19 protein-coding genes and 5 pseudogenes are annotated in these 24,178 nt (G+C 70.4%); 7 read left to right on the forward strand and 17 right to left on the reverse strand.

Annotated elements, in window-relative coordinates:
* Nucleotides 1–108 precede the first annotated feature (108 nt).
* The 6 genes from ACWDO5_RS18125 to ACWDO5_RS18150 form a co-directional block, all read right to left on the reverse strand.
* Entirely contained in the window at nt 109–1,665 is a 1,557-nt protein-coding gene (locus tag ACWDO5_RS18125) for an RNA polymerase sigma factor (protein WP_450531322.1), read from the reverse strand.
* Nucleotides 1,666–2,001: 336 nt separating this feature from the next.
* Nucleotides 2,002–2,889, reverse strand: a complete 888-nt coding sequence (locus ACWDO5_RS18130) for a FadR/GntR family transcriptional regulator (RefSeq protein WP_450531323.1) — start codon at nt 2,887–2,889, stop codon at nt 2,002–2,004.
* Between the two features lie 153 nt (nt 2,890–3,042).
* On the reverse strand, nt 3,043–4,923 hold the full coding sequence (locus tag ACWDO5_RS18135; RefSeq protein ID WP_450531324.1) for an ATP-binding cassette domain-containing protein: 1,881 nt from the start codon (nt 4,921–4,923) through the stop codon (nt 3,043–3,045).
* A 213-nt stretch (nt 4,924–5,136) separates the two neighbouring features.
* Nucleotides 5,137–5,901, reverse strand: coding sequence for an NUDIX hydrolase (locus ACWDO5_RS18140; protein ID WP_450531325.1), 765 nt, complete (start codon nt 5,899–5,901; stop codon nt 5,137–5,139).
* A gap of 97 nt (nt 5,902–5,998) precedes the next feature.
* Nucleotides 5,999–8,032 carry a glycogen debranching N-terminal domain-containing protein gene (locus ACWDO5_RS18145; protein ID WP_450531326.1) on the reverse strand — a complete coding sequence of 678 codons (2,034 nt, stop codon included), beginning with the start codon at nt 8,030–8,032 and terminating at the stop codon, nt 5,999–6,001.
* A gap of 118 nt (nt 8,033–8,150) precedes the next feature.
* On the reverse strand, nt 8,151–9,461 hold the full coding sequence (locus ACWDO5_RS18150) for a DUF4192 domain-containing protein (RefSeq protein WP_450531327.1): 1,311 nt from the start codon (nt 9,459–9,461) through the stop codon (nt 8,151–8,153).
* Nucleotides 9,462–9,571: 110 nt separating this feature from the next.
* Between ACWDO5_RS18150 and ACWDO5_RS18155 the strand changes: the two are divergent.
* A pseudogene (locus tag ACWDO5_RS18155) lies at nt 9,572–9,802 on the forward strand (recombinase RecQ); the annotation flags it as partial.
* Here the strand turns inward: ACWDO5_RS18155 and ACWDO5_RS18160 are convergent.
* Together ACWDO5_RS18160 and ACWDO5_RS18165 are read right to left on the reverse strand one after the other, a co-directional pair.
* Nucleotides 9,750–9,974, reverse strand: a complete 225-nt coding sequence (locus tag ACWDO5_RS18160) for a hypothetical protein (RefSeq protein ID WP_450531339.1) — start codon at nt 9,972–9,974, stop codon at nt 9,750–9,752. The pseudogene ACWDO5_RS18155 and the gene ACWDO5_RS18160 sit on opposite strands and share 53 nt — an antisense overlap.
* Nucleotides 9,975–9,995: 21 nt before the next feature.
* Nucleotides 9,996–10,607, reverse strand: a complete 612-nt coding sequence (locus ACWDO5_RS18165; protein WP_450531328.1) for a hypothetical protein — start codon at nt 10,605–10,607, stop codon at nt 9,996–9,998.
* Between the two features lie 278 nt (nt 10,608–10,885).
* On the opposite strand from ACWDO5_RS18165, the pseudogene ACWDO5_RS18170 reads away from it, so the two are divergent.
* Both ACWDO5_RS18170 and ACWDO5_RS18175 read left to right on the forward strand, forming a co-directional pair.
* Nucleotides 10,886–11,431, forward strand: a pseudogene (locus tag ACWDO5_RS18170) (transposase); the annotation flags it as partial.
* A gap of 1 nt (nt 11,432) precedes the next feature.
* Nucleotides 11,433–11,804: a hypothetical protein gene (locus ACWDO5_RS18175; RefSeq protein WP_450531340.1), complete on the forward strand. Its 372-nt coding sequence runs from the start codon at nt 11,433–11,435 to the stop codon at nt 11,802–11,804.
* Between the two features lie 373 nt (nt 11,805–12,177).
* Here ACWDO5_RS18175 and ACWDO5_RS18180 read toward each other — a convergent pair whose 3' ends face one another.
* Nucleotides 12,178–14,337 (reverse strand): RecQ family ATP-dependent DNA helicase, encoded by a 2,160-nt coding sequence (locus ACWDO5_RS18180; RefSeq protein ID WP_450531329.1) that lies wholly within the window; start codon nt 14,335–14,337, stop codon nt 12,178–12,180.
* A 197-nt stretch (nt 14,338–14,534) separates the two neighbouring features.
* Between ACWDO5_RS18180 and ACWDO5_RS18185 the strand changes: the two are divergent.
* Nucleotides 14,535–16,369 (forward strand): annotated as a pseudogene (locus ACWDO5_RS18185) (helicase-related protein); the annotation flags it as partial.
* A 176-nt stretch (nt 16,370–16,545) separates the two neighbouring features.
* Nucleotides 16,546–17,175, forward strand: coding sequence for a hypothetical protein (locus ACWDO5_RS18190; RefSeq protein ID WP_450531330.1), 630 nt, complete (start codon nt 16,546–16,548; stop codon nt 17,173–17,175).
* Between the two features lie 63 nt (nt 17,176–17,238).
* Here ACWDO5_RS18190 and ACWDO5_RS18195 read toward each other — a convergent pair whose 3' ends face one another.
* The 3 genes from ACWDO5_RS18195 to ACWDO5_RS18205 form a co-directional block, all read right to left on the reverse strand.
* Nucleotides 17,239–17,859 carry a hypothetical protein gene (locus tag ACWDO5_RS18195; RefSeq protein ID WP_450531331.1) on the reverse strand — a complete coding sequence of 207 codons (621 nt, stop codon included), beginning with the start codon at nt 17,857–17,859 and terminating at the stop codon, nt 17,239–17,241.
* Nucleotides 17,860–17,941: 82 nt separating this feature from the next.
* Nucleotides 17,942–18,643 (reverse strand): ribonuclease HII, encoded by a 702-nt coding sequence (locus tag ACWDO5_RS18200; protein ID WP_450531332.1) that lies wholly within the window; start codon nt 18,641–18,643, stop codon nt 17,942–17,944.
* 105 nt (nt 18,644–18,748) lie between these two features.
* Nucleotides 18,749–19,375 carry a TetR/AcrR family transcriptional regulator gene (locus ACWDO5_RS18205; RefSeq protein WP_450531333.1) on the reverse strand — a complete coding sequence of 209 codons (627 nt, stop codon included), beginning with the start codon at nt 19,373–19,375 and terminating at the stop codon, nt 18,749–18,751.
* 23 nt (nt 19,376–19,398) lie between these two features.
* Here ACWDO5_RS18205 and ACWDO5_RS18210 point away from each other — a divergent pair.
* Nucleotides 19,399–20,184, forward strand: a pseudogene (locus ACWDO5_RS18210) (MFS transporter); the annotation flags it as partial.
* 133 nt (nt 20,185–20,317) lie between these two features.
* On the opposite strand, the gene ACWDO5_RS18215 reads toward ACWDO5_RS18210, so the two are convergent.
* The 5 genes and pseudogenes from ACWDO5_RS18215 to ACWDO5_RS18235 form a co-directional block, all read right to left on the reverse strand.
* Nucleotides 20,318–21,226, reverse strand: coding sequence for an ADP-ribosylglycohydrolase family protein (locus ACWDO5_RS18215; RefSeq protein ID WP_450531334.1), 909 nt, complete (start codon nt 21,224–21,226; stop codon nt 20,318–20,320).
* Nucleotides 21,227–21,238: 12 nt separating this feature from the next.
* Complete coding sequence (locus ACWDO5_RS18220) at nt 21,239–21,898, reverse strand: histidine phosphatase family protein (protein ID WP_450531335.1); 660 nt, start codon at nt 21,896–21,898, stop codon at nt 21,239–21,241.
* Nucleotides 21,899–22,125: 227 nt separating this feature from the next.
* Nucleotides 22,126–22,731: a YdbC family protein gene (locus ACWDO5_RS18225; protein WP_450531336.1), complete on the reverse strand. Its 606-nt coding sequence runs from the start codon at nt 22,729–22,731 to the stop codon at nt 22,126–22,128.
* Between the two features lie 33 nt (nt 22,732–22,764).
* Nucleotides 22,765–23,049, reverse strand: coding sequence for an arylamine N-acetyltransferase (locus ACWDO5_RS18230; RefSeq protein ID WP_450531337.1), 285 nt, complete (start codon nt 23,047–23,049; stop codon nt 22,765–22,767).
* A gap of 10 nt (nt 23,050–23,059) precedes the next feature.
* Nucleotides 23,060–23,479: pseudogene (locus ACWDO5_RS18235) on the reverse strand (arylamine N-acetyltransferase); the annotation flags it as partial.
* A gap of 47 nt (nt 23,480–23,526) precedes the next feature.
* Between ACWDO5_RS18235 and ACWDO5_RS18240 the strand changes: the two are divergent.
* A complete protein-coding gene (locus ACWDO5_RS18240) occupies nt 23,527–24,057 on the forward strand; it encodes a TerD family protein (protein WP_450531338.1) in 531 nt (176 codons plus the stop codon).
* Nucleotides 24,058–24,178: the final 121 nt, after the last annotated feature.

The raw sequence follows: 24,178 nt of genomic DNA on the forward strand, positions 1-24,178 counted from the left end.
CGCACCCGGGCACACACGATGCGCGCACGCGTGTCCACGCAGGGCGCACGACGAAGGGCCCGCTCCCCTGACGGGGATGCGGGCCCTTCGTCGACGTACGACCGCGACCTAGTCGAGGTAGTCGCGCAGAACCTGCGAACGCGACGGGTGACGCAGCTTCGACATGGTCTTGGACTCGATCTGCCGGATGCGCTCACGCGTCACGCCGTAGACCTTGCCGATCTCGTCCAGGGTCTTCGGCTGGCCGTCCGTGAGACCGAAGCGCATGGAGACCACGCCCGCCTCACGCTCGGACAGGGTGTCGAGCACCGAGTGCAGCTGCTCCTGCAGCAGCGTGAAGCTGACCGCGTCGGCCGGGACGACCGCCTCGGAGTCCTCGATCAGGTCACCGAACTCGCTGTCGCCGTCCTCACCGAGGGGGGTGTGCAGCGAGATCGGCTCACGGCCGTACTTCTGGACCTCGATGACCTTCTCGGGGGTCATGTCGAGCTCCTTGGCCAGCTCCTCCGGGGTGGGCTCACGGCCCAGGTCCTGGAGCATCTGGCGCTGCACGCGCGCGAGCTTGTTGATGACCTCGACCATGTGCACCGGGATACGGATGGTGCGGGCCTGGTCGGCCATGGCGCGGGTGATCGCCTGACGGATCCACCAGGTGGCATACGTGGAGAACTTGTAGCCCTTGGTGTAGTCGAACTTCTCGACCGCGCGGATCAGACCGAGGTTGCCCTCCTGGATCAGGTCCAGGAAGAGCATGCCACGGCCGGTGTATCGCTTGGCCAACGAGACGACCAGGCGGAGGTTGGCCTCCAGCAGGTGATTCTTGGCGCGGCGGCCGTCCTCGGCGATGATCTCCAGTTCGCGCTTGAGCTTCGGCGCGAGCTTGTCGGAGTTCGCCAGCTTGTCCTCGGCGAACAGACCCGCCTCGATGCGCTTGGCGAGCTCCACCTCCTGCTCTGCGTTGAGGAGGGGGACCTTGCCGATCTGCTTGAGGTAGTCCTTGACCGGGTCGGCGGTGGCGCCGGCGACGGCGACCTGCTGCGCAGGCGCGTCGTCCTCGTCGTCGTCGGAGAGAACGAAGCCCTTGTTCTCGCCCTCGGCCTCTTCTTCCTCACCCTTGCCACCGGGCTGGACCTCATCGAGCAGCTCTTCGCCCTCGGCTGCCTCGTCGGCGTCCTTCTTGCCCGTGGCCTTCTTGGCCACGGTCTTCTTGGCGGCGGTCTTCTTGGCCGCCGTCTTCTTGGCTGCCGTCTTCTTGGCGGCAGCCTTCTTGGCAGGCGCGGTTGCCTCGACCTCGTCGGCCGGGACGTCGACGGTCTCGGCCGTCGACGCCGCGGTGGCCGCGACGGTCTTCGCCGTGGCGGTCTTGGCCGCGACAGTCTTGGTGGCGGTGCGCTTTGCCGGGCTCTTCGCTGCGACGCTCTTGCGGGCGCGCTTCGGCGACTCCGCGGCACTGACCATCAGCGTCACACCCTCTTCCTCGAGGATCTGGTTGAGGCTGCGCAGAACATTCTTCCACTGGGTTGGCGGAATCTGGTCAGCCTCGAAGGCCCGACGCACGTCATCGCCGGCGATCTGCCCATCAGCCTTTCCCCGCTCGATGAGCGCCATCACAGACTCGGACTCGGCGATCTCCGGCGGGAGCGTACGGGATGTGCTGGCCGACACGAACAACCTCTCGGAACGATGGAAACGGCTTCCGGCCCCGCCCATGATCGGGCCGGAGCCGACGACCACCAGGCTGCGGATGTGCCGGTGGCGCGGGCTGAGCCTCGGATTTGCACAGCGCCCTGACTGGCGGCTGTATTCCCTCCTCGGCTGTCACCTCTTAGGTCATCGCACTGTTTCGAGGAGTGTTACGCCCAATCCACGTGGCCCGAGTCACACCTCATTTACGACGAAACGACCAGAGGGGGCGTTCACCACACAATCGTGCCGCCGGACCCCCATGGATCCGGCGACACGCGATGCGTACGCCTCCATACTCCTGACCGCGCCCTGCGGTCAGTGCTCGCGCGGCGCGGGCACGACCCGCTCCACCTCCGGGTGAACGGTGAGGAGTTGACGCATGGCCGACTCCGCGGCGTGCGAGTCGCCGGTGGCGAGGGTGTCGACGATCCGCGCGTGGTGGGTCAGGGAGACCTCGGTGGGGCGGTCACAGCCGGTGACCGGGCCGCCGGAGACCTGGAGGGCCGCGGAGACGATGCCCGAGAGGTGCTCCAGCATGCGGTTGCCCGCGAGCTGGATCAGCAGGGAGTGGAACTCCGCGTCGGCCCGCGAGAAGGTGATCCCGTCACCCTGAGCGAGCGCATGGCTCATGATCTCGACCATGTCGGTGAGCCGCTGCTGGACGTCCTCACGGCCGTGGCCTGCGGCGAGGCGGGCGGCGAGCGGCTCGATGGTCCAGCGCAGCTCGCTCAGCTCCCGGCGCTGGTCATCACGCTGCGGACCGAAGGCGCGCCACTCGATGATGTCGGGGTCCAGCAGATTCCAGTCGCTGACCGGACGGACCCGGGTGCCGACATTGGGGCGGGCGCTGACCAGGCCCTTGGCCTCGAGGACGCGCAGCGACTCCCGGACGACGGTGCGGGAGACCTCGAAGCGCTGGCCGATCTCCTCAGGGACGAGCGGGCGGTCGGCTCCGAGGTCTCCGGAGACGATCATCTGGCCAAGTTGCTGGACGAGTTGGCCGTGCAGTCCGCGGCCGCGGCTGCCTGCTGTACGGCGGCCGACCCGGCCCAACTCGGCGTCGGAGCCGTCCCATGAGGGAGGGCCGACGCGGTCGGCGCCGGGCGACTCCACGTAGGGGTATCGGTCGAGTTCGCCCGGGCCGGCGAGGCCGGACTCGGCGGGGCGGGCGGCGGTCATCATGGTGTGCGCAAGGGTACTCACGCATCCTTTGTCGGCTTGGGTTCAGCGGCCCTTGAGGTCTTTGGTGAAAAGCACACGAAAGGGTGATCGGCGCTGGCCTCACAATTGACGCCTTATCGGAAAGAAGCGCGCGTACTCAAGGGAGTTGTGAGCAGTTCGCCGAGACCCGGTCGATCATGATCGCCAACGGGCGCTACGACGAAGGCCCGTGAACAGATACGCGCAGATCAGGGCCGACAACGACAACGTCATTGCCGCGCCGAAAGGTTGGGCTAGGAGACTCCCCCCGGCCGCCAGCCAGTCGTCCGCCTGCAGCGGCAGCTGCACCCAGGCCAGGTCGCGCAGCCTGTCCGGGAGTCCGACGATCGAACGGACTGACGGAGAGATGAGCGCCGTCTGTACGAGGGGGGCGATGAGGACCGGTACGGCGAGTACGGCGGCCACTCCAGCGGCCGTGACCCGGAAGACCCCGGCGGCGAGCAGCCCCGCCCAGGCGCAGCCCACCGCGAGCCCACCCCAACTGGCGGCCAGGCCGGGCCAGTTCCGCAGGACTTGGGTCAAATCGCTTCCGTACACGAGGCGGAGGGCCTGGACGTCGGCCGCCACGGTGAGGAACGCGAGCAACAGAGCGGCCATGGCGGTCACCGCGAGCTTGGCCAGCAGGAGGCCGAGACGGCGGGGCACGGTGCCGCGGGCGGCGGCGAGCGCGGGGTAGCGGTACTCCTCGCCGAAGGAGAGCGCCCCGAGCAGTCCGGCGCCGAAGGCCGCGGGCGGCAGCGGAAGGAACTCGGGCCAGGCGGCGAGCGCGGTCGGGAGGGGGGTGGAGCCGGTGCGGGCGAGCAGGACGCACAGGGCGGCGGAGGCGACGAGCACGGCTGCCGCGATGAGGAGGGCGGTACGGACCCCGAGGAGGCGGCGTAGTTCGTACCGCAGGGGCCAAAGGGGGCTGCGTGCGGGACACGGCTGGCGCCGGACCGGGGGTGGGCACGGGGGCGGATGGGGGTCGGGGTGTTGCGTGGCTCGGGGGGCGGGCTGGGCGGAGGGCTTCTCGGCGTCGGCGTCAGGGGCGGGCGAGGCGGAGGCGGACGGGGCCGGGACCGGCGCGGAGGCGGACGGGGCGGGAGCGGACGGGGCGGGAGCGGACGGGGCGGGGGCCGACGCGGTGGCAGGGGCCGGCGCGGGGCCCGTGTCACCGACCTCCTCGGTGAGCCGGTAGACGAGTACGCCGTGCCGGAAGGCGGTTTCGCCGATCTCGGCGCAGCTGCTGCCGTAGACGGAGAGGAGGCTGCCACTCTCGGCGACAACCTCGACGGAGCGCCGGGCGGCGCGCGCCTCCCGGGTGACGGCGGCGGCCAGGCGGGCGGCGTGCGGGGTACGGACTGCGACGCGGGGGCGGAGCCTGGTGCGGGAGAAGGCTGCTGCGTCCTGGTCGGCGACGAGGCGGCCCGCATCGAGGGTGACGACGCGGTCGGCGAGGCGCGCGGCCTCCTTGGGGTCGTTGGTGGTGCAGAGGACGGTGCCGCCGCGGGTGGCGTGGGCGCGCAGCAGTCCGTACAGCCAGCTGTTCTCGCGGGGCGAGAGGCCCTTCGCGGGCTCGTCGAGGATGAGCGTCTGCGGGTCACCCAGCAGCGCCGAGGCGAGCCCGAGCCTGCGGTCCATGCCGAGCGAGAGCGTGCCGAGACGCCGGCCGCCGAGGCCGGTGAGACCGACGACTGCGAGCAGCTCGTCGGCGCGGGAGGCAGGCACTCCGGCGGCGGCGCAGAGCATCCGGAGCTGGCCCCGGGCGGTCCGTGCCGGATGGCCCGGCACGTCGCCGAGTAGCACTCCCACCTCGCGGGCGGGGTGGGCGATGCGGTGGAGCGGGTTGCCGCGGAAGTAGGTGATGCCCCGGCCGGACTCGAGTTCGAGCATCAGCCGCAGCACTGTCGTCTTGCCGGCGCCGTCGGCTCCGACGAGCGCCGTGACACCGCCAGGCCGGGCCTCAAAGGTGAGGTCGTCGACGGCGGGCGGGAGGTCTCGGCGGGGGGTGCTGGTCAGTCCGATGGCCTGGAGCATCGCTTCTCTCGCGGAAGGTGAGACCGCTCGGCGGCAGGGCAGGTACCCAGCAAGATAACGCGACATTTCCGACTTTTCGCGCAACGGCCAGGGCCCGGGTGTCAGCCCTCGCCGACGTTCGGCCCGGAGCCCGGTCCAAACGCGAGGGCGGGGTTCGACCGGGCTCGGGCCGGACAGTGCGGCCGAGCTTGCCCGGGGCCGCGCCGGCTTCGGTCAGACTTCCGGGCGCAGCATCGGCGGGTTCAACAAGGTCGCGCCGCCGGCCCTGAACAGCTGCGCGGGCCGGCCGCCCTGGCGGGTGGTCGTGCCGCCCGCGGGCACCAGGAACCCAGGGGTGCCGGTGACCTTGCGGTGGAAGTTGCGGGGGTCGAGCGCCACGCCCCACACAGCCTCGTACACCCGTCGCAGCTCGCCGACCGTGAACTCCGGTGGGCAGAACGCGGTGGCCAGCGAGGAGTACTCGATCTTGGAGCGGGCCCGTTCGACGCCGTCCGCCAGGATCCGCACATGGTCGAAGGCAAGGGGGGCGGCCTGCTCACCCTCGCGGCCGAACCCGTGCTCCTGGCCCAGGAGATCCTCGACAGATGCCCACCGCGCGCTGTTCGCGTCACCGCCCGCTCGGGGCGCGGGAAGGTCGGGCGCGAGCACCAGATGGGCGACGCTGACGACTCGCATACGGGGGTCCCGCTTGGGGTCGCCGTACGTGGCCAGCTGCTCGAGATGCGCGCCGTTTCCCGGTGCCGGGGAAGCCGGATCGTGCACGCACAGCCCGGTCTCCTCGGCGAGCTCGCGCGCTGCTGCCGCCGCCAGATCCTCGTCAGCCCTGACGAAGCCACCGGGCAGCGCCCACCGGCCCTGGAACGGCGGCTCTCCGCGGCGTACCACCAGCGCACAGAGCGCATGACGACGCACGGTGAGCACGACCAGGTCGACGGTGACAGCAAAGGGCGGAAAGCCCGACGGGTCGTAGGGCGACATGCCGTGATCATAGTCGTCTGCCTGACGATAAACACTCCCTTCGCCACCTCCCGCAACTGTTTCTTCACCCACTCCCCCGCCCCGCCACCCACCCCACTCACACCCCCAACTGGAGGCCGTCGGCGGCCTCCTCCACCATCCCCAGGCCCAGCCTGCTGACCCGTACAGCAAACGGCTCTCCCGCGACCCACAGCCCGGAGATCTGTACAGCACCGAGGGGGGCACAGCGCAGTGGGTGCAGGGCGACCGTACGGCCAGGGGCGTCGGGGCGAATGCCGACGAGGGTCGTCAGAAGCTGGATTCCGGCGGCCGCGGCCAGGGCCGACGGGCGGCAGGCAGCCGGGTGCGGCACCGGAACGCCGTCCGCCGTCCGCTGCTCCCCCGCGTACATCTCGGGCAGCCGGTACCCGAAGGCCTCGGCTGCGTCGAGGACCCCTCGCAACAAGGCCACAGCCTCCTTCTCGTACCCGGCGGCTGCCAGCCCCGTGACCGCGACGACCGTGTCGTGCACCCGGACGGCTCCGGCGCGGTGGCCGAACGGGTTGTGTCCCGGCTCCTTGGCCCCCAGGCTGCGCAGGCCCCAGCCGGAGTCCAGTGCGGGGCCGCCGAGCAGCCTGGCCAGCTGCCCGGTCTGCGCCCTGTCCAGTAGCCCGGGGGCGTACCGACCGCCGCCGAGCAGTCCGGTGTCGAGAAGGTGTGCGGCACCACCGCCCAGGTGAGGCACGGGCCGACCGCCGGCCAGCCGCCCCGCCGCGGGACGGCCACCCGCTCTGTCGTCCATCCAGAATTCCTCCCGGAAACGGTGGCGCAGTTCGCTTGCCCACTCGCGCCAGGCGTCGGCTCCCGGACGGCCGTAGGCCTCCAGCAGATCGGCGCCCAGCAGTGCGGCACGATGGGCATGGGCCTGGGTCTCGGCGCGCTGGACTCCGGACGGTCCGGGCTCGGACAGGATTCCGTCGTCGCCCGCGGCCTGCCGCAGCCAGTGCAGACACCGCTCCGCCACCGGCAGCAGCCCCACCAGCTCCTGCTCGGGCAGTCCCCAGCGCCACGCCTCGGCAAGGAGCACGGGGAACGCGAGGGTCGCCTCGACGCCCGTACAACTCGGCGGCAGATGCGGGCCCGCATCCCTCATCGGGCCGGGGACGCGCCCGAAGTCCGGTCCCGGACCCAGAAGTTGGGTGCGGGCGAACGTACGCAGGGTGGCCGAGGCAAGCCGGGTGGAGAGCGGCAGCGCCATGCGTGCGGCCCACAGCGCTTCGGCGGGTGCCGGCCCGCAACGCCAGGGCACCCCGGCGGCCAGACACACATCGGCGGATCCCCCGGGGTCCCGCAGCAGCAGCGCCCTGAGGTCGCCCAGGCCGGCCCTGAGCAGTGCCTGCAGCCTGGGGTCGTCCCCCTCCGCCCGCGCCTCGGGCAGGGTATGACTGCTTGTCCGGCCGGACGACCGGGCCGGGCGGTCGGAGCGGAGGCGCAACTCGATCGTGTGGGAGGCGCCGGGTGCAAGCTCCACCTCCCAGCGCAGCATTCCCGCGGAGGCGAGAGCGTCCTTCGGGGGCGGATCCGCGGTGACCACGACATGGGCGCCCTGGCCGGCGGACCAGCGCATGCCCGAGTCATGGACGCTGGCGCGCAGTTCAGGGCCGGGCCGTCCCGCCGCGACCGCGCCCAGGCCCGCGAGATCGGTACCGAGCGCGATCTCCACCGGGAGCCTGAGGGGTCTCCCCGCAGCGCTGCGCAACGTGATCCGTTCCGTGCCGTCGGCGTCCCGCGAGCGCTCCACCCAGACCTTCGGATCGGGTCCGGTGTCGGCGGGCGTGCGCACCGCCGCGATGAATCTGGCCCGGTCGGCGGAGACCAATCTGCCCTGCACCGCGACCGGTTCGCACCCCGCGACCCGCAACTGGCATCGGGAGAGCAGCCGTCGACCCGACTGGTAGACGCCTTCGAGCCCCGTCCCGGTGAGCTGGCCGTGCTCGGGAGAGATCGCCAGGCACGGCAGGTCGGCGCAGATGAGCATGGTGTGCACCGGCGGCAGATCACCGGGCCGTCCGGCTGCGGGCGGCGCCGAACCGGTGCCGGAGCTCTGTCCCGTCTGTGGCAGGTGAGGCGGGCGAGGGGCGGTGATGGCCATGAGGATTCTGCTGTGCCTTCCGTGCGCTCCGGACAGCCGCTGCGAAAAATACGACGGCACGGGTCGTACGACTCCGCCACAACGGTGAACGGCGACACGGGCGCCCAGGTCACGGCCGTCATCGCCCGCTCCTGGTGCCACGTTGCCCGCTGCGCCTGCTTCCCCTGCTGCGGTTCCCCGACACCGACTTTTCGGGACGCGTCCCGGCAGGCGGCAGACCCTTCTTGCCTGCGGGCGGACGGACCTGCTGAGAACGCGGGCGGCGCGGGCGCCCGCCTGCCCCGCGGGCAGCGGCGGACGCCCCCGAGCCGTGCTCCTTGCGCAGACAGCTGCGCAGAGCCTCCGGATCCAGTCCCTCGTTGCAGGCCTGGTGCAGCAGGCGGGCGAAGACATACTCCGGGTCGACGCGCAGGGCGCGTCCTAGAGCGACTCTCGCGCCGGGTTCGTCGCCGGTGGACCAGGCGACCCAGCCGGCGAGCGTGAGTGGTGCGGCGGCGTGCTCGCAGTAGGGGCCGACGCAACGGCGGGACAGCGCCCGCCAGAGCCGCAGCGCGGGATCCGCGTCCGCTCCCTCCATCCATTCCGCGGCCCGGTCCCGGGTGTCCCGGTCCTGTAGCCCGAGGATCACGGCGGCGGCCTCGTCGTGAGTGATGAGCCGGTCGTCCGCAGCATCCGTCTCGGCCCAGTTCCCGGACCGAAGGGTCTCCGCGATGCGTTTCATCAGTCGGCGGGCCAGCGCGAGAGTCTCCGCGGCGACCTGTTGACGCCCCTCTCCGTCCAGGACCCTGGGCACCAGCGCGGCGCCCGCGGTGTCCAGCGCCTTCTCCTGGTCGGCCGCGGACGGAGTGGCCATCGGCTCGAGCCGCGCCTCCATCTGCCGCAGGGTTCCGCGTACTTGGATGCCGGCGTATGCGGCTGCCGCGGCCATCACCGAGGTGCCGGGCAGAGCCAGGGCACTGCCTTCGGGCGGACAGCAGCGCGAGTCGGGGCAGCAGTATGACCAGAAGCGGCCGTCGGAAATGCAGAGCGCCTCATGGACGGGTACGTCGAAGGTGCCGCAGGCGGTCCTCAGCCGTTGTGCGAGGGGGCGCAGCCGCTCCATGACCCGGTGGCTGGTCTCGCCTTCAGCTGGGTCCTGGCAGAGGAAGACGACGATGCCGTCGGGGCGGGAGCCGCGGCGTTCGCTGCCTTCGATCAGGCACTCCGCGAGCTGCTGGGCCACGGGCGACCATTCGCGCGGCGAGCGCGGAATGCCGAGCCGCAGCCGCCCGCCGAAGCGGCCGCGGGTGCCGTGCAGCGCGACGAGCACAATCGAATCGTTCGGATGGAAGCCCATCATGTACGGGAGGGCGTCGGCCAGTTCGGCTGGGCCGCGCAGGGTGATCTGTTGCTCGTCGGCCGGACCGGTGGGTTCGTGGTGCCTGTTCATGGCACGACCGTCTCGCGGCGGCCATGGCTCCGCGACCCCTGTGGATAACGTTATCCACAGGCTGGCGGGCTCATTCGCGCAATGTCGGCGGCATCGGGTTGCATGGGGGCATGACCAACGCAGACGTGGCAGATCCCGCAGACCTCAGGGCTTCGGCCGATTCCGTACTCGCCCGCCTCGTCTCGGACACCACGGGCAGCGGCCCGACCATGATCGTCTCGCCCCTGCTGGCGCTCATGCGCAACCAGGTGGAGGCCGCGGCCCGGGCCGGCATCCGTGCCCGGACCATCAATTCCTCCAACACGGAGGACTGGGACACGGTCCCGTCTTCATCAGCGGCAGCAGCAGAGGAGACAGCTTCCCGTCCTCATCGATCAGACCGCAGTCCAGCAGCTCCTTCCGGGCCTCCGCGAACTCGTCGGGCACCTCGTCCCCTGCCGCCAGCTCGGAGAGCACGATCACATGCTCGTCGGCCAGCCGGAAGCGGGACCGGGAAATGTCGAACGAAGGCATACACACTCACTTGGTAGTCGCTCAGGACTGGGACTCGGCCCAGAAGTTGAAGATTCTTGAGAAGCCCGCCCGTACGGCGCCGTGCCGCGTGAGCACGGACCGGTCGACTCCGGAGAAGAGAGCCGCGAGGGAGACGTCGGCGGGCAGGACCCGGCCCGCCGCCTGCACGGTTACTTTCCTGCCTCTTCCGAGGCCTGACTGCCGCACCGTGATGACGACACCGGGGTCTTCGGCGTCGGGCTGCCGGGACAGCTTGTACGCCCGGCGGTTGATCGCCGTGAGCCTGTACGCGTCGCCCAGATACGTCATGTGCAGGGAGCGCCCCCGGTGCGTCTGCGCCCACCGGTTCCGGCTCATCCGCACGAGCCCGTCGCCCACCCGGAGCGTCGCGCGGTTAAGGGTCGGCATCGACACGACGTCCGTGTGCACGCCACACCTCTCGAACGTGGCCGTGGGGATCAAACCACCGTGCACAGCCGTGACGATCGCGTTCGGCACGTGCCGACCCGCCGGGTACACCACTCGGATGTCGCCGAGCTCCGGAGAATTGCCCTGCCAGCCGAACTTCGTGCGCCCGGCGGGCTGTTTCTCCTTCCAGTACGCGAGCGTGAACGGGCTGATGGTCGTGTGCATGTCTTTCCCTCGCTAGTCGAACGGGTTGAGGGCGCTGCCCAGCTTCTTCACCCCGTCGGCGATACCGTCCCCGATATCCGAGGCCTTGTCGCCCATCCCATCCCCGGCCCTTCTCGATTCCGTCGCCGATGGCCTCGTGGTTGTCCCAGATCAGGCAGCCGGCGTACCCCACGCCTGTGCCGATCGCCAGGCCGGCCGTGACCGGGTTGGGCGCCACGGTCAGCGCGGTCATCGACGCGCTGAACGCCGTTCCGCTGAGGTCTGTGGCGAACTTCGAGGTGATCACGGCCCGGAATGACCGGCATCGCTCGGCCAGCGGCCACCCGGGCGCCTACGCGATGCGGGAGATCGTGAACGCGATCCTCTACCAGAGCCGGACAGGCTGCCAGTAGGCCCACCTCCCGCACGACCTGCCGCCGAGGAGCGCGACGTGCTACTACTTCGCCGCCTGACGCTACGACGCGACCGACCAGGTTGTCCATGAACTCCTGCGCTGCCAGGTCCGTGAGAAGGCCCGCCAATGAGAGGACCCGACCCTGGTGGTGCTGGACACGCAGAGTGTCCGCGTCGCTGCCGGGGCCCCCGCCTCCACGACCGGCCGGGACGCCGCGGAACGAGTGTCGGGCCGCAAGTGGGGCCTGGCCGTGGACATGCTCGGCCTGGTCATCGCCGTCACCGTCCTTGGCGCGAGCGCGCACGACAACGCCGCGGGCGTCGCCCTGCTGGACCAGGTCGCCGAGAACGCCCGCGCAACTGTCCGCAAGGCCCTGGTCGGCCAGGGCTTCAAGAACCAGGTCGCCCTGCACGGCAACCGCCTGGACATCAGTGAGCACAGGCGTCGTCAGCTGGGTCGAGCGCCAGCTCAACCTCTGGAACGTGGCCATCACCCGGGCACGCAGCCACCTCATCGTGGTGGGGGACGCCACCTACTGGCGGCCCCGGAAGAGCATCGCTACCGACCTGCTGGCGGCAGCCGACGAGACCGTCCAGACTCGTGGTGACGTCGCCCCAACTGAACTGCTCAAGCGGCTCTACCAGGAACTGTCCAAGGAACCGGACAGCAGCGTCACGCTCGGCCAGCGGGTCAACGGACATCCCGTAGACGCAATCGTGCAGAAACCCGGCGGCAGGCCGACCGCGGTGCTCCTCGACGCGGGCCCTGAAGACGGCACGAAGCGGCACGTCACCTACGGCTGAAGCTGCGGCACACCAAGCTCGTGAGCAGCGGCCAGGACGGTGGCGACGCGGTGCGCTACGCCGCATGGAAGCTATACGACCTCGCCGAAAGCTGAGACGCCCTTGGTGTCGCGGGGCTCCGTCACTCGGGCAGACGGACCGACCCACTGGGCGCGTTCTCGGCCAGCAGCGGGCGCCCCAGGCCCGCCCGGTAGAACGCTGCACTTTGACCGGGATACGCACCTTGAGGTCAATGCCAGTGCGGGAATCCCCCTCGTCCGCATCCGGCGCGGCTCAACCAGGTTCAGGCCCTGCCAGGGGTAATGGGGGGAGGTGGCGCGCGCCCACCACCGCAGAGGCAACTTCTTTGGCCTCACCCGCAAAATGGAGAAGCTCAGCCTGCCGCGGCGAGAACCAACGGAAGAACTTGTTCGCTGCCTGCCTGGCGGAGTAGGCGGGCAGCGACTGCGAGGGTCCAGCCGGAGTCGGTGTAGTCGTCCACGAGCAGGACGGGGCCGGGGGAACTGGCCAGCGCACCAGCGAGGTCCTCAGGGACGGTGAAGGTGCCGGACAGCGCCCTGACGCGTTGGGCGGAGTTGCTGCGGCGTACCGCGTGCACGCCGCTCGGCCCGGTGTACGCCAGGGCACCCAGAAAGGGGAGGCGGCCGACGGTCGCAATTTCCTGGGCGAGGGATCCGACCAGTTGCGGGCGGGCCCGGGACGGCACAGCGACGACTCCCACCGGCCGGGCAGAGGCGTCTGGGGCATTCGACGCCCAGCCGCCCGGAGAGCGCGCCCAATCGGCGAGGACCGCCACCGCGGCCTGCAGGACATCGTCGGGCACCGGCCCATCGGGCGCGTTCTCAGCCAACAGCGGGCGCAGCCGGTTGCCCCAGCCAATGTCCGAGAGCCGCCCCAGGGCACGCCCGGTGGAGCACTGCTCTTTGGCCGGGATACGCCCCTTGAGGCCGATGCCCAGTGCGGGCATCCCCGTCGGCCACATCCGGCGCGGCTCAACCTCCACCCCCGGGCGATCCAGTTCCTTCGCCGCCCCCGTCAACGCCTCCGCCGAAACAGAGGAATCGACCCAGGCTCCCTCGCAGTTGTCGCAACGGCCGCACGGGGCCGCCCCCTCGTCGTCCAACTGCTGGCGCAGGAACTCCATCCGGCACTGGGACGTGCTCACGTAATCGCGCATGGCCTGCTGCTCGGCCGCCCGCTGCTTGGCCACCCACGCGTACCGCTCAGCCTCGTACACCCACTCGGTCCCCGTGGCCGACCAGCCGCCCTTCACCCGCTTAACCGCGCCGTCGACATCCAGCACCTTCAGCATCGTCTCCAGCCGGCTGCGCCGAAGATCCACCGCCGCCTCCAGCGCCGGCACGGACAGCGGCCGTCCCGCACCGGCAAGAGCCGAGAGGGTCTGTCGAACCTGCGCCTCGGGCGGGAAGGCGGTATCGGCGAAGTAGCGCCAGATGGCCTCGTCCTCCTTGCCCGGCAGCAGCAGCACATCGGCGTGGGCCACACCGCGCCCCGCACGCCCCACCTGCTGGTAGTAGGCGATCGGCGAGGACGGCGAGCCGAGATGGACCACAAAGCCCAAGTCCGGCTTGTCGTAGCCCATGCCCAGCGCCGAAGTCGCGACCAGCGCCTTGACCCGGTTCTCCTGCAGGTCAACCTCGGCCTGCAACCGGTCAGCGTTCTCCGTCTTTCCGGTGTACGAGGCCACGCGGAAGCCGCGCTGCCGCAGGAAGGCGGTGGCCTCCTCGGCTGCCGCGACGGTGAGGGTGTAAATGATCCCCGAGCCCTGCAGCTCGTCCAGGTGCTCGGCGAGCCAGGCCAGGCGGTGCGCGGCGTCCGGCAGCTGGACCACACCCAGCCGCAGACTTTCCCTCTCAAGCGGGCCGCGCAGCACCAGGGCCTCGCCGGCACCGGTACCCAACTGCTCAGCCACATCCGCAGTGACCCGCGCGTTGGCGGTCGCGGTGGTGGCCAGCACCGGCACACCGGCGGGCAGCTCCGCCAGCATCGCCCGCAGCCGACGGTAGTCGGGGCGGAAGTCGTGGCCCCAGTCGGAGATACAGTGCGCCTCGTCGACCACCAGGAGACCGGTCGTGGCCGCAAGCTTGGGAAGCACCTGCTCGCGAAAATCCACAGAATTAAGGCGTTCCGGACTTACGAGGAGAACGTCGGTCTCGCCGCGCTCGACTTCCTCATAGATGGTGTCCCACTCCTCCGGGTTGGCCGAGTTGATGGTGTGCGCCCGGATACCGGCCCGTGCCGCCGACTCGACCTGGTTGCGCATCAGCGCCAGCAGCGGCGAGATGATCACCGTGGGGCCGGAGCCACGTCGGCGCAGCAGAGCGGTGGCAACGAAGTACACCGCCGACTTGCCCCAGCCGGTGCGCTGCACCACCAGCGCACGCTGGCGCTCCTCCACCAGAGCCGCCACCGCCTGCCACTGGTCCTCCCGCAGCCGCGCCGAACCCCCCGGGGCACCGACGAGCTCAGCGAGGATGGCATCGGCTTCGGTGCGGAGCTCCAGGTTGTCCATGCCCCCCATGCAACCCGATGGCGAGGACAATAAGCCACTTCACTCAACGTCACTACCTGCTCGCGAACGGTCCACCGACCACGCGCCGACCTAGGATGTCCAGGACGGAGCGCTCAGCCACGACCATCCTCGGTAGGCGCGTTTGTGCAATCAGGGGCTCCAACTCCGCCTGGAATTGAATGCCTTCCCAGTTCTGCAGCCCGGAGCGGCTCAACAACCCCGACTTCCGTGACCAAGTGCTGCCCAAGCTGGCCGCCGCCACCGGACTGCTGGTGGTGGACGAGGCACACTGCATCTCCGACTGGGGCCATGACTTCCGGCCGGACTACCGACGGCTGCGCACGATGCTGGCGGAGCTGCCGGCGGGAGTACCGGTGCTCGCCACCACCGCGACGGCCAATGCCCGCGTGACAGCGGACGTCGCTGAGCAGCTGGGCACGGGAGCGGGCACGGACGCCCTCGTACTGCGTGGCCCGCTGGATCGGGAGAGCCTCAGCCTGAGCGTGCTTCAGCTCCCCGATGCCGCGACCCGGCCGGCCTGGCTGGCCGATCACCTCGGTGAGCTGCCCGGCTCCGGGATCGTCTACACCCTGACTGTCGCTGCGGCCGAGGAGGTGACCGCGTATCTCCGGCAGTGCGGCCACACCGTGTCTTCGTACACCGGCCGCACGGAGAACGCCGACCGGCAGCAGGCCGAGGAAGATCTGCTGGCCAACCGTGTCAAGGCCCTGGTCGCCATGTCCGCGCTGGGCATGGGCTTCGACAAGCCCGATCTCGGATTCGTCGTGCACTTGGGCTCGCCCTCGTCCCCCATCGCCTACTACCAGCAGGTGGGCCGCGCGGCCCGTGGCGTGAAGCACGCGGAAGTGCTGCTGCTGCCGGGTCGGGAGGACGAGGCGATCTGGCAGTACTTCGCCTCGGTGGCCTTCCCGCCCGAGGAACTGGTGCGGCGCACCCTCGACGTACTGGCCCATGCGGGCAGGCCGCTTTCCCTGCCCGCGTTGGAGCCGCTGGTCGAGCTGCGGCGTACACGGCTGGAAACCATGCTCAAGGTCCTGGACGTGGACGGCGCGGTGCGCCGGGTGAAGGGCGGCTGGACCACCACGGGTCGGCCCTGGTCGTATGACGCCGAGCGGTATGTGTGGGTGGCGCGGCAGCGGGAGTCCGAGCAGCAGGCGATGCGCGACTACGCGCGGTCGACGAGTTGCCGGATGGAGTTCCTGCGGCGACAGCTGGACGACGAGGAAGCCGCTCCGTGCGGGCGCTGCGACAACTGCTCGGGAGCCCGGTTCAGCGACAAGGTCCCCGATGCGGCCCTGGATGCCGCGCGCGGGGAGCTGGGCAGGCCGGGTGTAGAAGTGGAGCCCCGCAAGATGTGACCGACCGGGCTGGCAGCGGTGGGGTCAGTCTCAAGGGCCGGATCCCTGAGGGGGAGCAGCCCTCCGCGGGCCGCGCGCTGGGCAGGCTGTCCGACATCGGCTGGGGCAACAGGCTCCGCCCGATGCTCGCGGCGCAGGCGCCGGACGGTCCAGTTCCGGACGATGTGGTGAAGGCGGTGGTGACCGTCCTCGCCGACTGGGCCAAGGGCCCAGGCGGATGGGCGTCCGGCGCTCCGGACGCGCCGCCCCGGCCGGTCGGTGTGGTCACCGTCGCCTCGCGCAGCAGGCCCCAGCTGGTCGGATCTCTCGGCGCCCGGATCGCCGAGGTCGGCCGGATACCCCTCCTGGGCACCGTGGAGTACGCAGCTGAGGCCATGGACTCCGGGATCTCGCGCACCAACAGCGCGCAGCGGGTGCGTGCCCTGCATGAGGCGTTCATCGTCCCGCCCCGGTTGGCCGAGGAGCTGGTCTCGGCCGACGGACCTGTCCTGCTGGTGGACGATCTTTCGGACAGTGGCTGGACCCTCGCTGTGGCGGCGAGGCTGCTGCGCAGGTCTGGTGCGAGGGCGGTGTTTCCGCTGGTCCTCGCGGTTCAGACGCGACATGAGGGGTCGCCGGGGGCACAACTGGGCAGGGATATGGCAGGGATATGAGCCCCATACCCGCCGATTCCCGTCGGTGCCGCCAAATTGCTCGTTGCCGCATGCTCACGCGGCAGGAAGAATTGAAGGGCTCCCCGCGCGGCCCGTTCGCGGTCCGGAAGGGCCGTGCCGCGGTGGGCCCCACTCGACCCTGCCCGCGCTGTCGGCGCGTATGCGAAGGGAGGACCGTGACCTTCGGATTCGCTCCGTCCGCAGCCACTTCACTTGCGACGTCGGCCAATTCCGTCAGCCGGCTCGCCAGGATGCTCGAGCCCGCCGAGTGGGCGGCGGCCGGTATACCGCTGCTGCGCAACCCCCGCGAGGTTGTCAGCGGATTGCACACCCGGCACCGGCCGACACCGGCGACGGCCGTCGTCGCCGTGCTCGACCACGAGGAGCGGCTCGCTGCCAGCGCGTCGTTCCCCCGGCGATCCGCGCCCGTCGACGGCTGGGAGTTCCGCAACGTGCTGCTGGCCCATCTGCGCCGGGTCATCCCGCACGACCTGCGCCGCCGCACGCCGGTGCGTACCGCCGTGCTGCTCTACTGCCGCGAGGGCGACGAGCGCTGGACGGAGGAGGACGGAGCGTGGATGTGGGGACTGCGGGATGCGTGCACCCTGCACGGGCTGCGCTGCGGTGCGTACATCACGCTGACGCGCGGCGGATGGCAGGTGCTGGGCGAGGGCCGAGGTGGCCGACGGCCCAACTCCACCTCGTTGCCGGGCGACCTCGCCGACACCGTGACCGACATCGAACCGATGCCGCTGCGCACCGCGAGTGGCGCGGCCGAAGCACTTCGGCGCGCGGCGGCCCGCTGAGGGTGCCACCTTCCGGCTGCCCACGAAGGGGCAGCCGTCCGGTAATGGCCGTACGGCGACGACTCAGACGCCCCTGCCGAGCACGGTGTTGATCCGCTGGGGATCGCCACACACGATCAGCAGCGCGGTCGCCTTCGCGAGGGCCGCGGGCAGTGCGCGGGCGGCTGCGTCGTCGGCGCCTCCGTTGACCGCGACGACCACCACGGGACGGGCCGAGGCCCGGCCCACCGCAGCGGCGTCCGCGTAGAAGACGTCGTCGTGAGCGTCGTGCTGGCCCCAGTAGGCGGCCTCGCCGAAGGACAGCTCGTGCGCGGCCCACGGGTGCTGTTCACCGGTGGTGAGCACCAGGACGTCGCCCGGAGCTCGGCCGGAGTCGAGCAGCAGGTCGACCGCCTCGCCGGCGGCTTCGAGCGCGCCGTCCGCCGGGGCGGGGATCAGTTGGATCTGCGGCGTTGAGGGCTTTCCCGGCCGGGAAGCCTGCGGCTGCCCGGCAGAGTGATGCGTACGCGGGGTCGGCGGCGCGGGCCTGGCGGAGCCGGGACCCGGGTGTCCGGGACGCGGCGAGGCCGCGGAACGCGGACCGGGTACGGGACGGGGGGTCGGCGCGGTGCGGCCTGCGGCCGGCGTGGCACGGGGACCCTGGGCACTCTCGTGAATCTGAGGCTCCTCGGGGATGAGAGGCATGAGTGGATGTCTATCAAATGCCGGTGAAGAGGGCATCGGCGGGTGGGTACAAAAGTGCGACTGGCCTGCTGGGAGGGCGGGTTCAGAATTCGAAGCCGAGCTGGCCCCCGCTTTCCAGTGCGGCCGCCTCCGCGGAGATGCGGACCTTCTTGAGGTGCCGCCACTGGGGCAGCGCGTCGAGATAGGCCCAGGAGAGCCGGTGGTAGGGCGTAGGGCCCAGCACCCTCAGCGCGGCCTTGTGCACGGGCGAGGGGTAGCCGGCGTTGTCGTCGAAGCCGAAGTCGGCGAACTCCCCCCGCAGTTCGGCCATCATCGCGTCCCGGTGCACCTTGGCGATCACCGAGGCGGCCGCGACCGCGACGCAGGACTGGTCCCCCTTGATGACCGTACGGACCTGCCAAGGGGATCCCAGGTAGTTGTGCTTGCCGTCGAGGATGACCGCGTCCGGACGAATCGGCAGCGCGTCCAGCGCCCGAACTGCGGCAAGCCGCAGCGCCGCGGTCATCCCCAGTTCGTCGATCTCCTCCGGCGAGGCGTGTCCCAGGGCGTGCGCCGTGACCCACTTCTCCAGCAGCACGGCCAATTCCGTACGGCGCTTGGGGGCGATGAGCTTGGAGTCGGTGAGCCCTTCGGGCGGTCTGCGCAGGCCGGTGACCGCCGCGCACACAGTGACCGGACCAGCCCACGCCCCGCGTCCGACCTCGTCGACACCAGCGATGATCTTGGCGCCGGTGGTGGCTCGGATCGAGCGCTCGACTGTGTGTGTGGGTGGTTCGTACGGCATGGCGCCAGCAAGGTTACGCCGCCCGACCCTGCCCGCGACACCCGGTTCCCCTCAACGGCTCCGCCCGGGCTCCCCGTCGGCTCCCAAACGGCTCCGTGCCCGCGGTCAGCCGTTGCGCGGGCGTAGCAGCGGCACCATCACCTGATCGATCATGTCGGCGATGTCACCGTCGGACAATTCGCTGCCGCACACCTTCGAGCGGTACATCATCAGGCCCGGAATCACGTCGAAGACCAGGTCACCGGTGGCGTCTGGGCGCACGTCGCCACGCGTGACTCCACGGCGCACCACCTCACGGAAGAGCCGGTTGGACGGCTCGATGACCCCTCGCGCGATCACCCCGTGGAACCGATCGGCCGCGGCAATGTCGCACTCGTAAAGCACTGAACGCAGGGCAAAGCCGGACCTGGAGTACATCGCGTCCCGCACCCGCAAGCAGAGCTGAAAGAGGTCCTCGCGGACGCTCCCGTAGTCGGTGGCCACGTCCAGTGTCGGCAGTCCGGCCTGCAGGGCGTCCGCGACGAGGTCCTCCTTCGAGGGCCATCGCCGGTAGACGGCGGCCTTCCCGGTCTGGGCCCCGGCCGCGACGCCCTCCATGGTGAGCCCGCTCCAGCCGACCGTACTCAACTGCTCCAGAGCGGCGTCGAGGATCGCGCGTTCCAGCACGGGTCCTCGACGGCGCAGCGAGACCGGGGGCGTCTCAGCGGCGGCAGTCCAGCGCGAATTGACCATCTTCTTCTCTCCGTTGGGCCGTACTGACCGAGCGGCGGGCGAAGGAACCGATCACTCCGCTGCGGATGTTCGCCGACCGCAACCGCTCAGGCACGTATCTGATCATGATGAGCCTCGCCGCGGCGATGTTCGGCATGTTCTTCTTCATCGTCCTGTTCGTGCAGAACGTGCTGGGCTACAGCCCCATAACCTCCGGTCTCGCGTTCCTCCCGGTCACGGTGATGATCGTGACCGCAGCCGGGATCTCCTCGAAGCTGCTGCCGGTACTCGGGCCCAAGCCGTTCCTGACGGCGGGCGCGGTGCTCACCGGGGGCGGCATGGCGTGGCTGACCATGCTGGACCCGGGCAGCTCGTATCCGGGCGGGGTGCTGGGGCCGATGCTGCTCTTCGGATTCGGCATGGGTCTGGTCTTCGTGACGGCGACGCTCACGTCGGTCTCGGGCGTCGCGCAACACGAATCGGGTGCGGCCTCCAGCCTGCTCAACGCCACACAGATGGTCGGCGGTTCCCTGGGACTGTCGATTCTCATGACCGTCTTCAGCACCGCCAGCCGCGAGGAGGCCGAGCGTCAACTGCCCTCGTTCCTCGCGGACTCGACGCCCGCGCAGAAGGAGGTCTTCGCGAAGACGCACGAGCTGCCGCCGCCCTGGGGGCATCAGGTGCTGGCCGACGGCATCGCGACGGCGTTCTGGGCGGGGGTGGGTCTGGTCGGACTCGCCGTGCTGACCGCGGTGTTCGTCATCCGGGTCCGCAAGAGCGACCTGGAGGCGCTCAGCGGCTCGGCAGGCGCGGGCGGCCACGCCGCCTAGGGCTGCCGCCCGGGCGGTCGCCTGAAGCGCCTCCTTCCGGAGCCGGGGTACAGGCAGGCCCTCTCCCTGCCGGCCCGCGCGCGTGCCGGCAGGGAGAGCGGCAGGCCGGCTGCGGGAACAACCCGGCGGCGGCTCAGCGGGCCTGTTCCGGCACCCAGTCAGGGAGGGCTTCGGTCTGCTCCAGCCAGTCCGCCGGGGGCCGCCCCGACTTGCCCGCGGCGACCACGCCGCAAGCAATCGCGCACGTGGTGTCCACATCGCCCCCGACCTGCGCGGTCGTCCAGAACGCGCGCTCGAAGTCGCCTAGCGAGCGGGCCGCGGACCACAGCGCGAACGGCACGGTGTCATGCGCACTCGTGCGCCGGCCGTTGCCGAGAACGGCGGCGACGGTCCCCGCATCGCCATAGTCGAGCATGTCCCGCGCCCGGCGAAGACCCGCACCCACCGCGCTGCGCGGTACGAGCGCGACGACACCGTCGAGCAGTTCCTCGGGTCCGGGCGGCCCGGCCGGATTCGCGGCGAGCGCGGCGGCGGCCGCCACGGCCATGGCGCCGACCACCGCCTCACGGTGCTGGTGCGTGGTGTAGGAGGAGATCTCGGCCTGGTGGGTGGCCTGCTCCGGATCGGAGGCATACCAGGCGCCGAGCGGCGCGATACGCATCGCGGAGCCGTTGCCCCACGAGCCCTGGCCGTCGAAGAGCTCGGAGGCCAGCTCGCGCCAGTCGCCGCCCTCCCTGATCAGCCGAAGCATCCGGTTGACGGCGGGGCCGTAGCCACGGTCGAAGTCGTGGTGCTCGGCGAAGGACCTGGCGAGCGCGTCCTGGTCCACCCGGCCGTGCGCCGCGAGCACAGTCAGCACCGAGCAGGCCATCTCGGTGTCGTCGGTCCACTGCCAGGGGCCTGGCGGCAGCTCCCGCCGCTTGAGCAGTGGATAGTTCGAGGGGACAAAAAACTGGGAGCCCAGGGCGTCTCCCACGGACAGTCCGCGCAGGCTGTCCAGGGTGCGTTCGAAACGCCGGTCGCGAGAGGAGTCAGCGGTCATCTTCCTGCCACTCTATCCGGTGACGCCGTACGGCTCGGGTGTGCGCCAGCGCTCGAAAGGCCGGTCAAGCGTGTAGCGGCCGTCCTCGCCGAGCTGCAGTATCCGGGTCTCGGCGTTGCCCGGGTTGGACAGTGATTCGAACTCCGCGACCGACCAGTGGAACCAACGCATGCAGAAGAGCCGCATGGTCAGTCCGTGCGTCACCAGGAGTACGTTCGGCGGGTGGTCCGGCGCCTCGAAGCTGCGGTACAGGCTCTCCAGGAACGCCCCGACCCGGTCGTACACATCCGCTCCCGACTCGCCCTGGGCGAAGCGGTAGAAGAAGTGGCCATAGGCGTCCCGGTAGGCCTTCTGCAACCGTACGTCGTCCCTGTCCTGCCAGTTCCCCCAGTCCTGCTCGCGCAGCCGCGGCTCCTCCCTGACGCGCACCAGCTCGGGATCTAGGCCGAATGCGCGGAAGGTCTCATGGGTGCGGCGGTAGGGCGATACGTAGACGCTGACGCGCTCGCGTCCGAAAAGCTCACGCAGCCGCACGCCCGTCTCCTCGGCCTGGGCCCAGCCGGTGCTGGTCAGCGCCAGCGCATGGTCGGGCTCGCGTTCGTACACGGTGTCATCGGCGTTTCCCTCCGACTCGCCGTGCCGGACGAGGACGATGCGTCGCGGTCGTGCCATGGCACGACAGTAGATCGGCCCGGGCTCGGCCGAGCAGCCGGGCCGAGTCCATCCGGCGTATCCGGGCGGGAACGGCGGCGCCGGCGGCGGGCTGTCGGCGGCGGAGCAGGCGGTCCGTGCGTGGGTGTGGCGGGCCGGCCGGTGGCACGGCAGCAGCAAGCAAGCGGTCGGTCGACCGCCCGCTGCACCGACGATCAGCTGCGCCTCCACCGGCCGCGCCCGGGGCTTCAGACCGTCCAGGACGGGTCGAGCTGCACCACATCACCGGCCAGCGCCGCGACATCCGCCTCGGTCTGCGCGCGCAGCAGCAGCCGCTCCACCCGCTCCCTGCGGTACTTCCCGTGCTCGGCGGCCGACTGCCACATCGACATCACCAGGAACTCGCTCCCCGGCGCCTCCCCGAACACCCCGCGCACCATCCCGGGCGACCCGGCCATCGCCGGGTTCCACACCTTTTCCTGCATCAGCGAGTAGTGCTCGACCCGGTCCTCCCGCACCCTGCAGTGCGCGACCCGCACCACGTCGGCGTCCGTGAACCGAGGCTCGAACCCGGTCTTCACATCGAAGCGGTAGTCGAACAGTTTGACCTGTATGTCCTTGTACGTCCCCGACTGCCCGGACGCCAGCCGGTCGTGGGAGCGCGCCATGAACGAGTCGTAGAACGCCCGGCTCTCCCAGAAGGCGAAGACATGGGCGACATGCGGCCGCCCTTTGCTCCACCCACCGCCCTGGCCCCGGAATCCCGGCTCACCCAGCAGCCCCGCCCACTTCCGCTGTCCCCGCTCGAACCCACGACGGTCCACCACAGTGCAGCGAATCCACTTGACCAGCACCGCGCCATCGTACGGCGCGGAACGTGGCCCCGGTCACGCTCCGGCAGAGTGCACTCGTACCAACTCGGCCGAATCCCCGGCGTCCAGTTCGATCCCGAACACCTCTTCCAACACGGACGTCATTTCGCCCGCCGCGATCCTGCGCCGCTCGCTCGTGCCGTCTGGGCGTAAGACGGTCAGTTCGCCACGTACAAGGGCGCGACGCACCTGGGGACCAGACTGCTGGGCCACCACCTGGCCGACAAACCGCGACTGCGGATGCGTCGCGCTCCAACACGGCGGCAAACAGGGCGTTCTGCTCGTAGCAGTAACCGCCACGCCGCCGGCCGACGAGCTTCGCCTACAGACTCTTCAGATCCAGCGGCACCTGGCGCCCGAGCGCCACCTCAAGATTCTCGAAGGGAATCGAGGCGACATGCGCCCGCTGCAGCCCACGCAGCGTCTCCAGGTCCGGCGCGATGGCGCCCTGGTATCCGATTCGCGCCAGGTACGCGTCCAGATCGAGTTCTTCACCGCTCCACGTCATGATCCCTACCCCCGCGAAGTAGGCCGGCGGCCCGAACGGCCCCCAGCCTGCACAATGATCGTCACGACGGCGCTGTGCACCAACCCTTTGCTCTATCGCCGGTCGCACAGAAGTCGTACGACACCATCCGCCGCTGCACATTCCGCACTGAGCGGACGCCGGACCCGTGGCGCGAACCGGTGATACGAACCCCGTGGTGCGGGAGGGTGAGCGTGGCAGCATGGTCAACCGACTTAGAAAACCCGGCAGTTACGGGGAAGGGGAATCCGGTGAGCAGTCTCAGCAAGGGGATCCGGAAGGCCGAGGTAACGCTCAAGTGGGATCCGAGCCCTCTGGGCGAGTCGCCCCACGACCTCGACATCGTCGCCGCGACGTACAAGGCGGACGCCCCGACCGGAGAACCGGCGTACGTCGTCCACTTCGACAGCCGGTCGCCCGACGGCACCATCATCCTGACCCGGGACAGCAAGACCGGTCAGGGCTTCGGCTCCGACGAGGTCATGACGCTTGAGTTCGACCGGCTGGCGGCCACGTACGGGCGCGTCGTCGTGGGCGTGGTCATCCAGCAGCGCGACGGACGAAAGGTGTTCGGCGACATAGCGAACCCCCTCGTGCGGGTCCTGGAGGGACACACAGAGCTGGGGAAGAACGACTTCACCAGCGTGGCTGGAGCCACCGCCGCGGTCGTCGGCGGCTTCACCAAGGGCGAGGCAGGCGACTGGGGATACCAAGAGACGGTCCGCGGATTCGACGCCGATCCGCAGTCGTTCATCGCGCTGATGGGCAACAGTACTTACTGAGAGGACCCCGCTCCGGGTCGCGGCAGGCTCGGACATCCGGACGGCCGGGTGACGCCGTTCCAGAGCGGCCGGGTCACGGGACGTGGGCGGCTGACCGTCGTACCCGGCGGCACCTATGACC

Source organism: Streptomyces sp. NPDC000880 (genome assembly GCF_053599675.1).

Bases quoted from the DNA above. Each gene is read 5' to 3' on its own strand.
- ACWDO5_RS18180 (WP_450531329.1), bottom strand. From the start codon at position 14,337: ATGGACAACCTGGAGCTCCGCACCGAAGCCGATGCCATCCTCGCTGAG.
- ACWDO5_RS18220 (WP_450531335.1), bottom strand. From the start codon at position 21,898: ATGGCACGACCGCGACGCATCGTCCTCGTCCGGCACGGCGAGTCGGAG.
- ACWDO5_RS18195 (WP_450531331.1), bottom strand. From the start codon at position 17,859: ATGCCTCTCATCCCCGAGGAGCCTCAGATTCACGAGAGTGCCCAGGGT.
- ACWDO5_RS18140 (WP_450531325.1), bottom strand. From the start codon at position 5,901: ATGTCGCCCTACGACCCGTCGGGCTTTCCGCCCTTTGCTGTCACCGTC.
- ACWDO5_RS18205 (WP_450531333.1), bottom strand. From the start codon at position 19,375: ATGGTCAATTCGCGCTGGACTGCCGCCGCTGAGACGCCCCCGGTCTCG.
- ACWDO5_RS18135 (WP_450531324.1), bottom strand. From the start codon at position 4,923: ATGCTCCAGGCCATCGGACTGACCAGCACCCCCCGCCGAGACCTCCCG.
- ACWDO5_RS18200 (WP_450531332.1), bottom strand. From the start codon at position 18,643: ATGCCGTACGAACCACCCACACACACAGTCGAGCGCTCGATCCGAGCC.
- ACWDO5_RS18165 (WP_450531328.1), bottom strand. From the start codon at position 10,607: ATGCACACGACCATCAGCCCGTTCACGCTCGCGTACTGGAAGGAGAAA.
- ACWDO5_RS18150 (WP_450531327.1), bottom strand. From the start codon at position 9,461: ATGAACAGGCACCACGAACCCACCGGTCCGGCCGACGAGCAACAGATC.
- ACWDO5_RS18215 (WP_450531334.1), bottom strand. From the start codon at position 21,226: ATGACCGCTGACTCCTCTCGCGACCGGCGTTTCGAACGCACCCTGGAC.
- ACWDO5_RS18145 (WP_450531326.1), bottom strand. From the start codon at position 8,032: ATGGCCATCACCGCCCCTCGCCCGCCTCACCTGCCACAGACGGGACAG.
- ACWDO5_RS18160 (WP_450531339.1), bottom strand. From the start codon at position 9,974: ATGCCTTCGTTCGACATTTCCCGGTCCCGCTTCCGGCTGGCCGACGAG.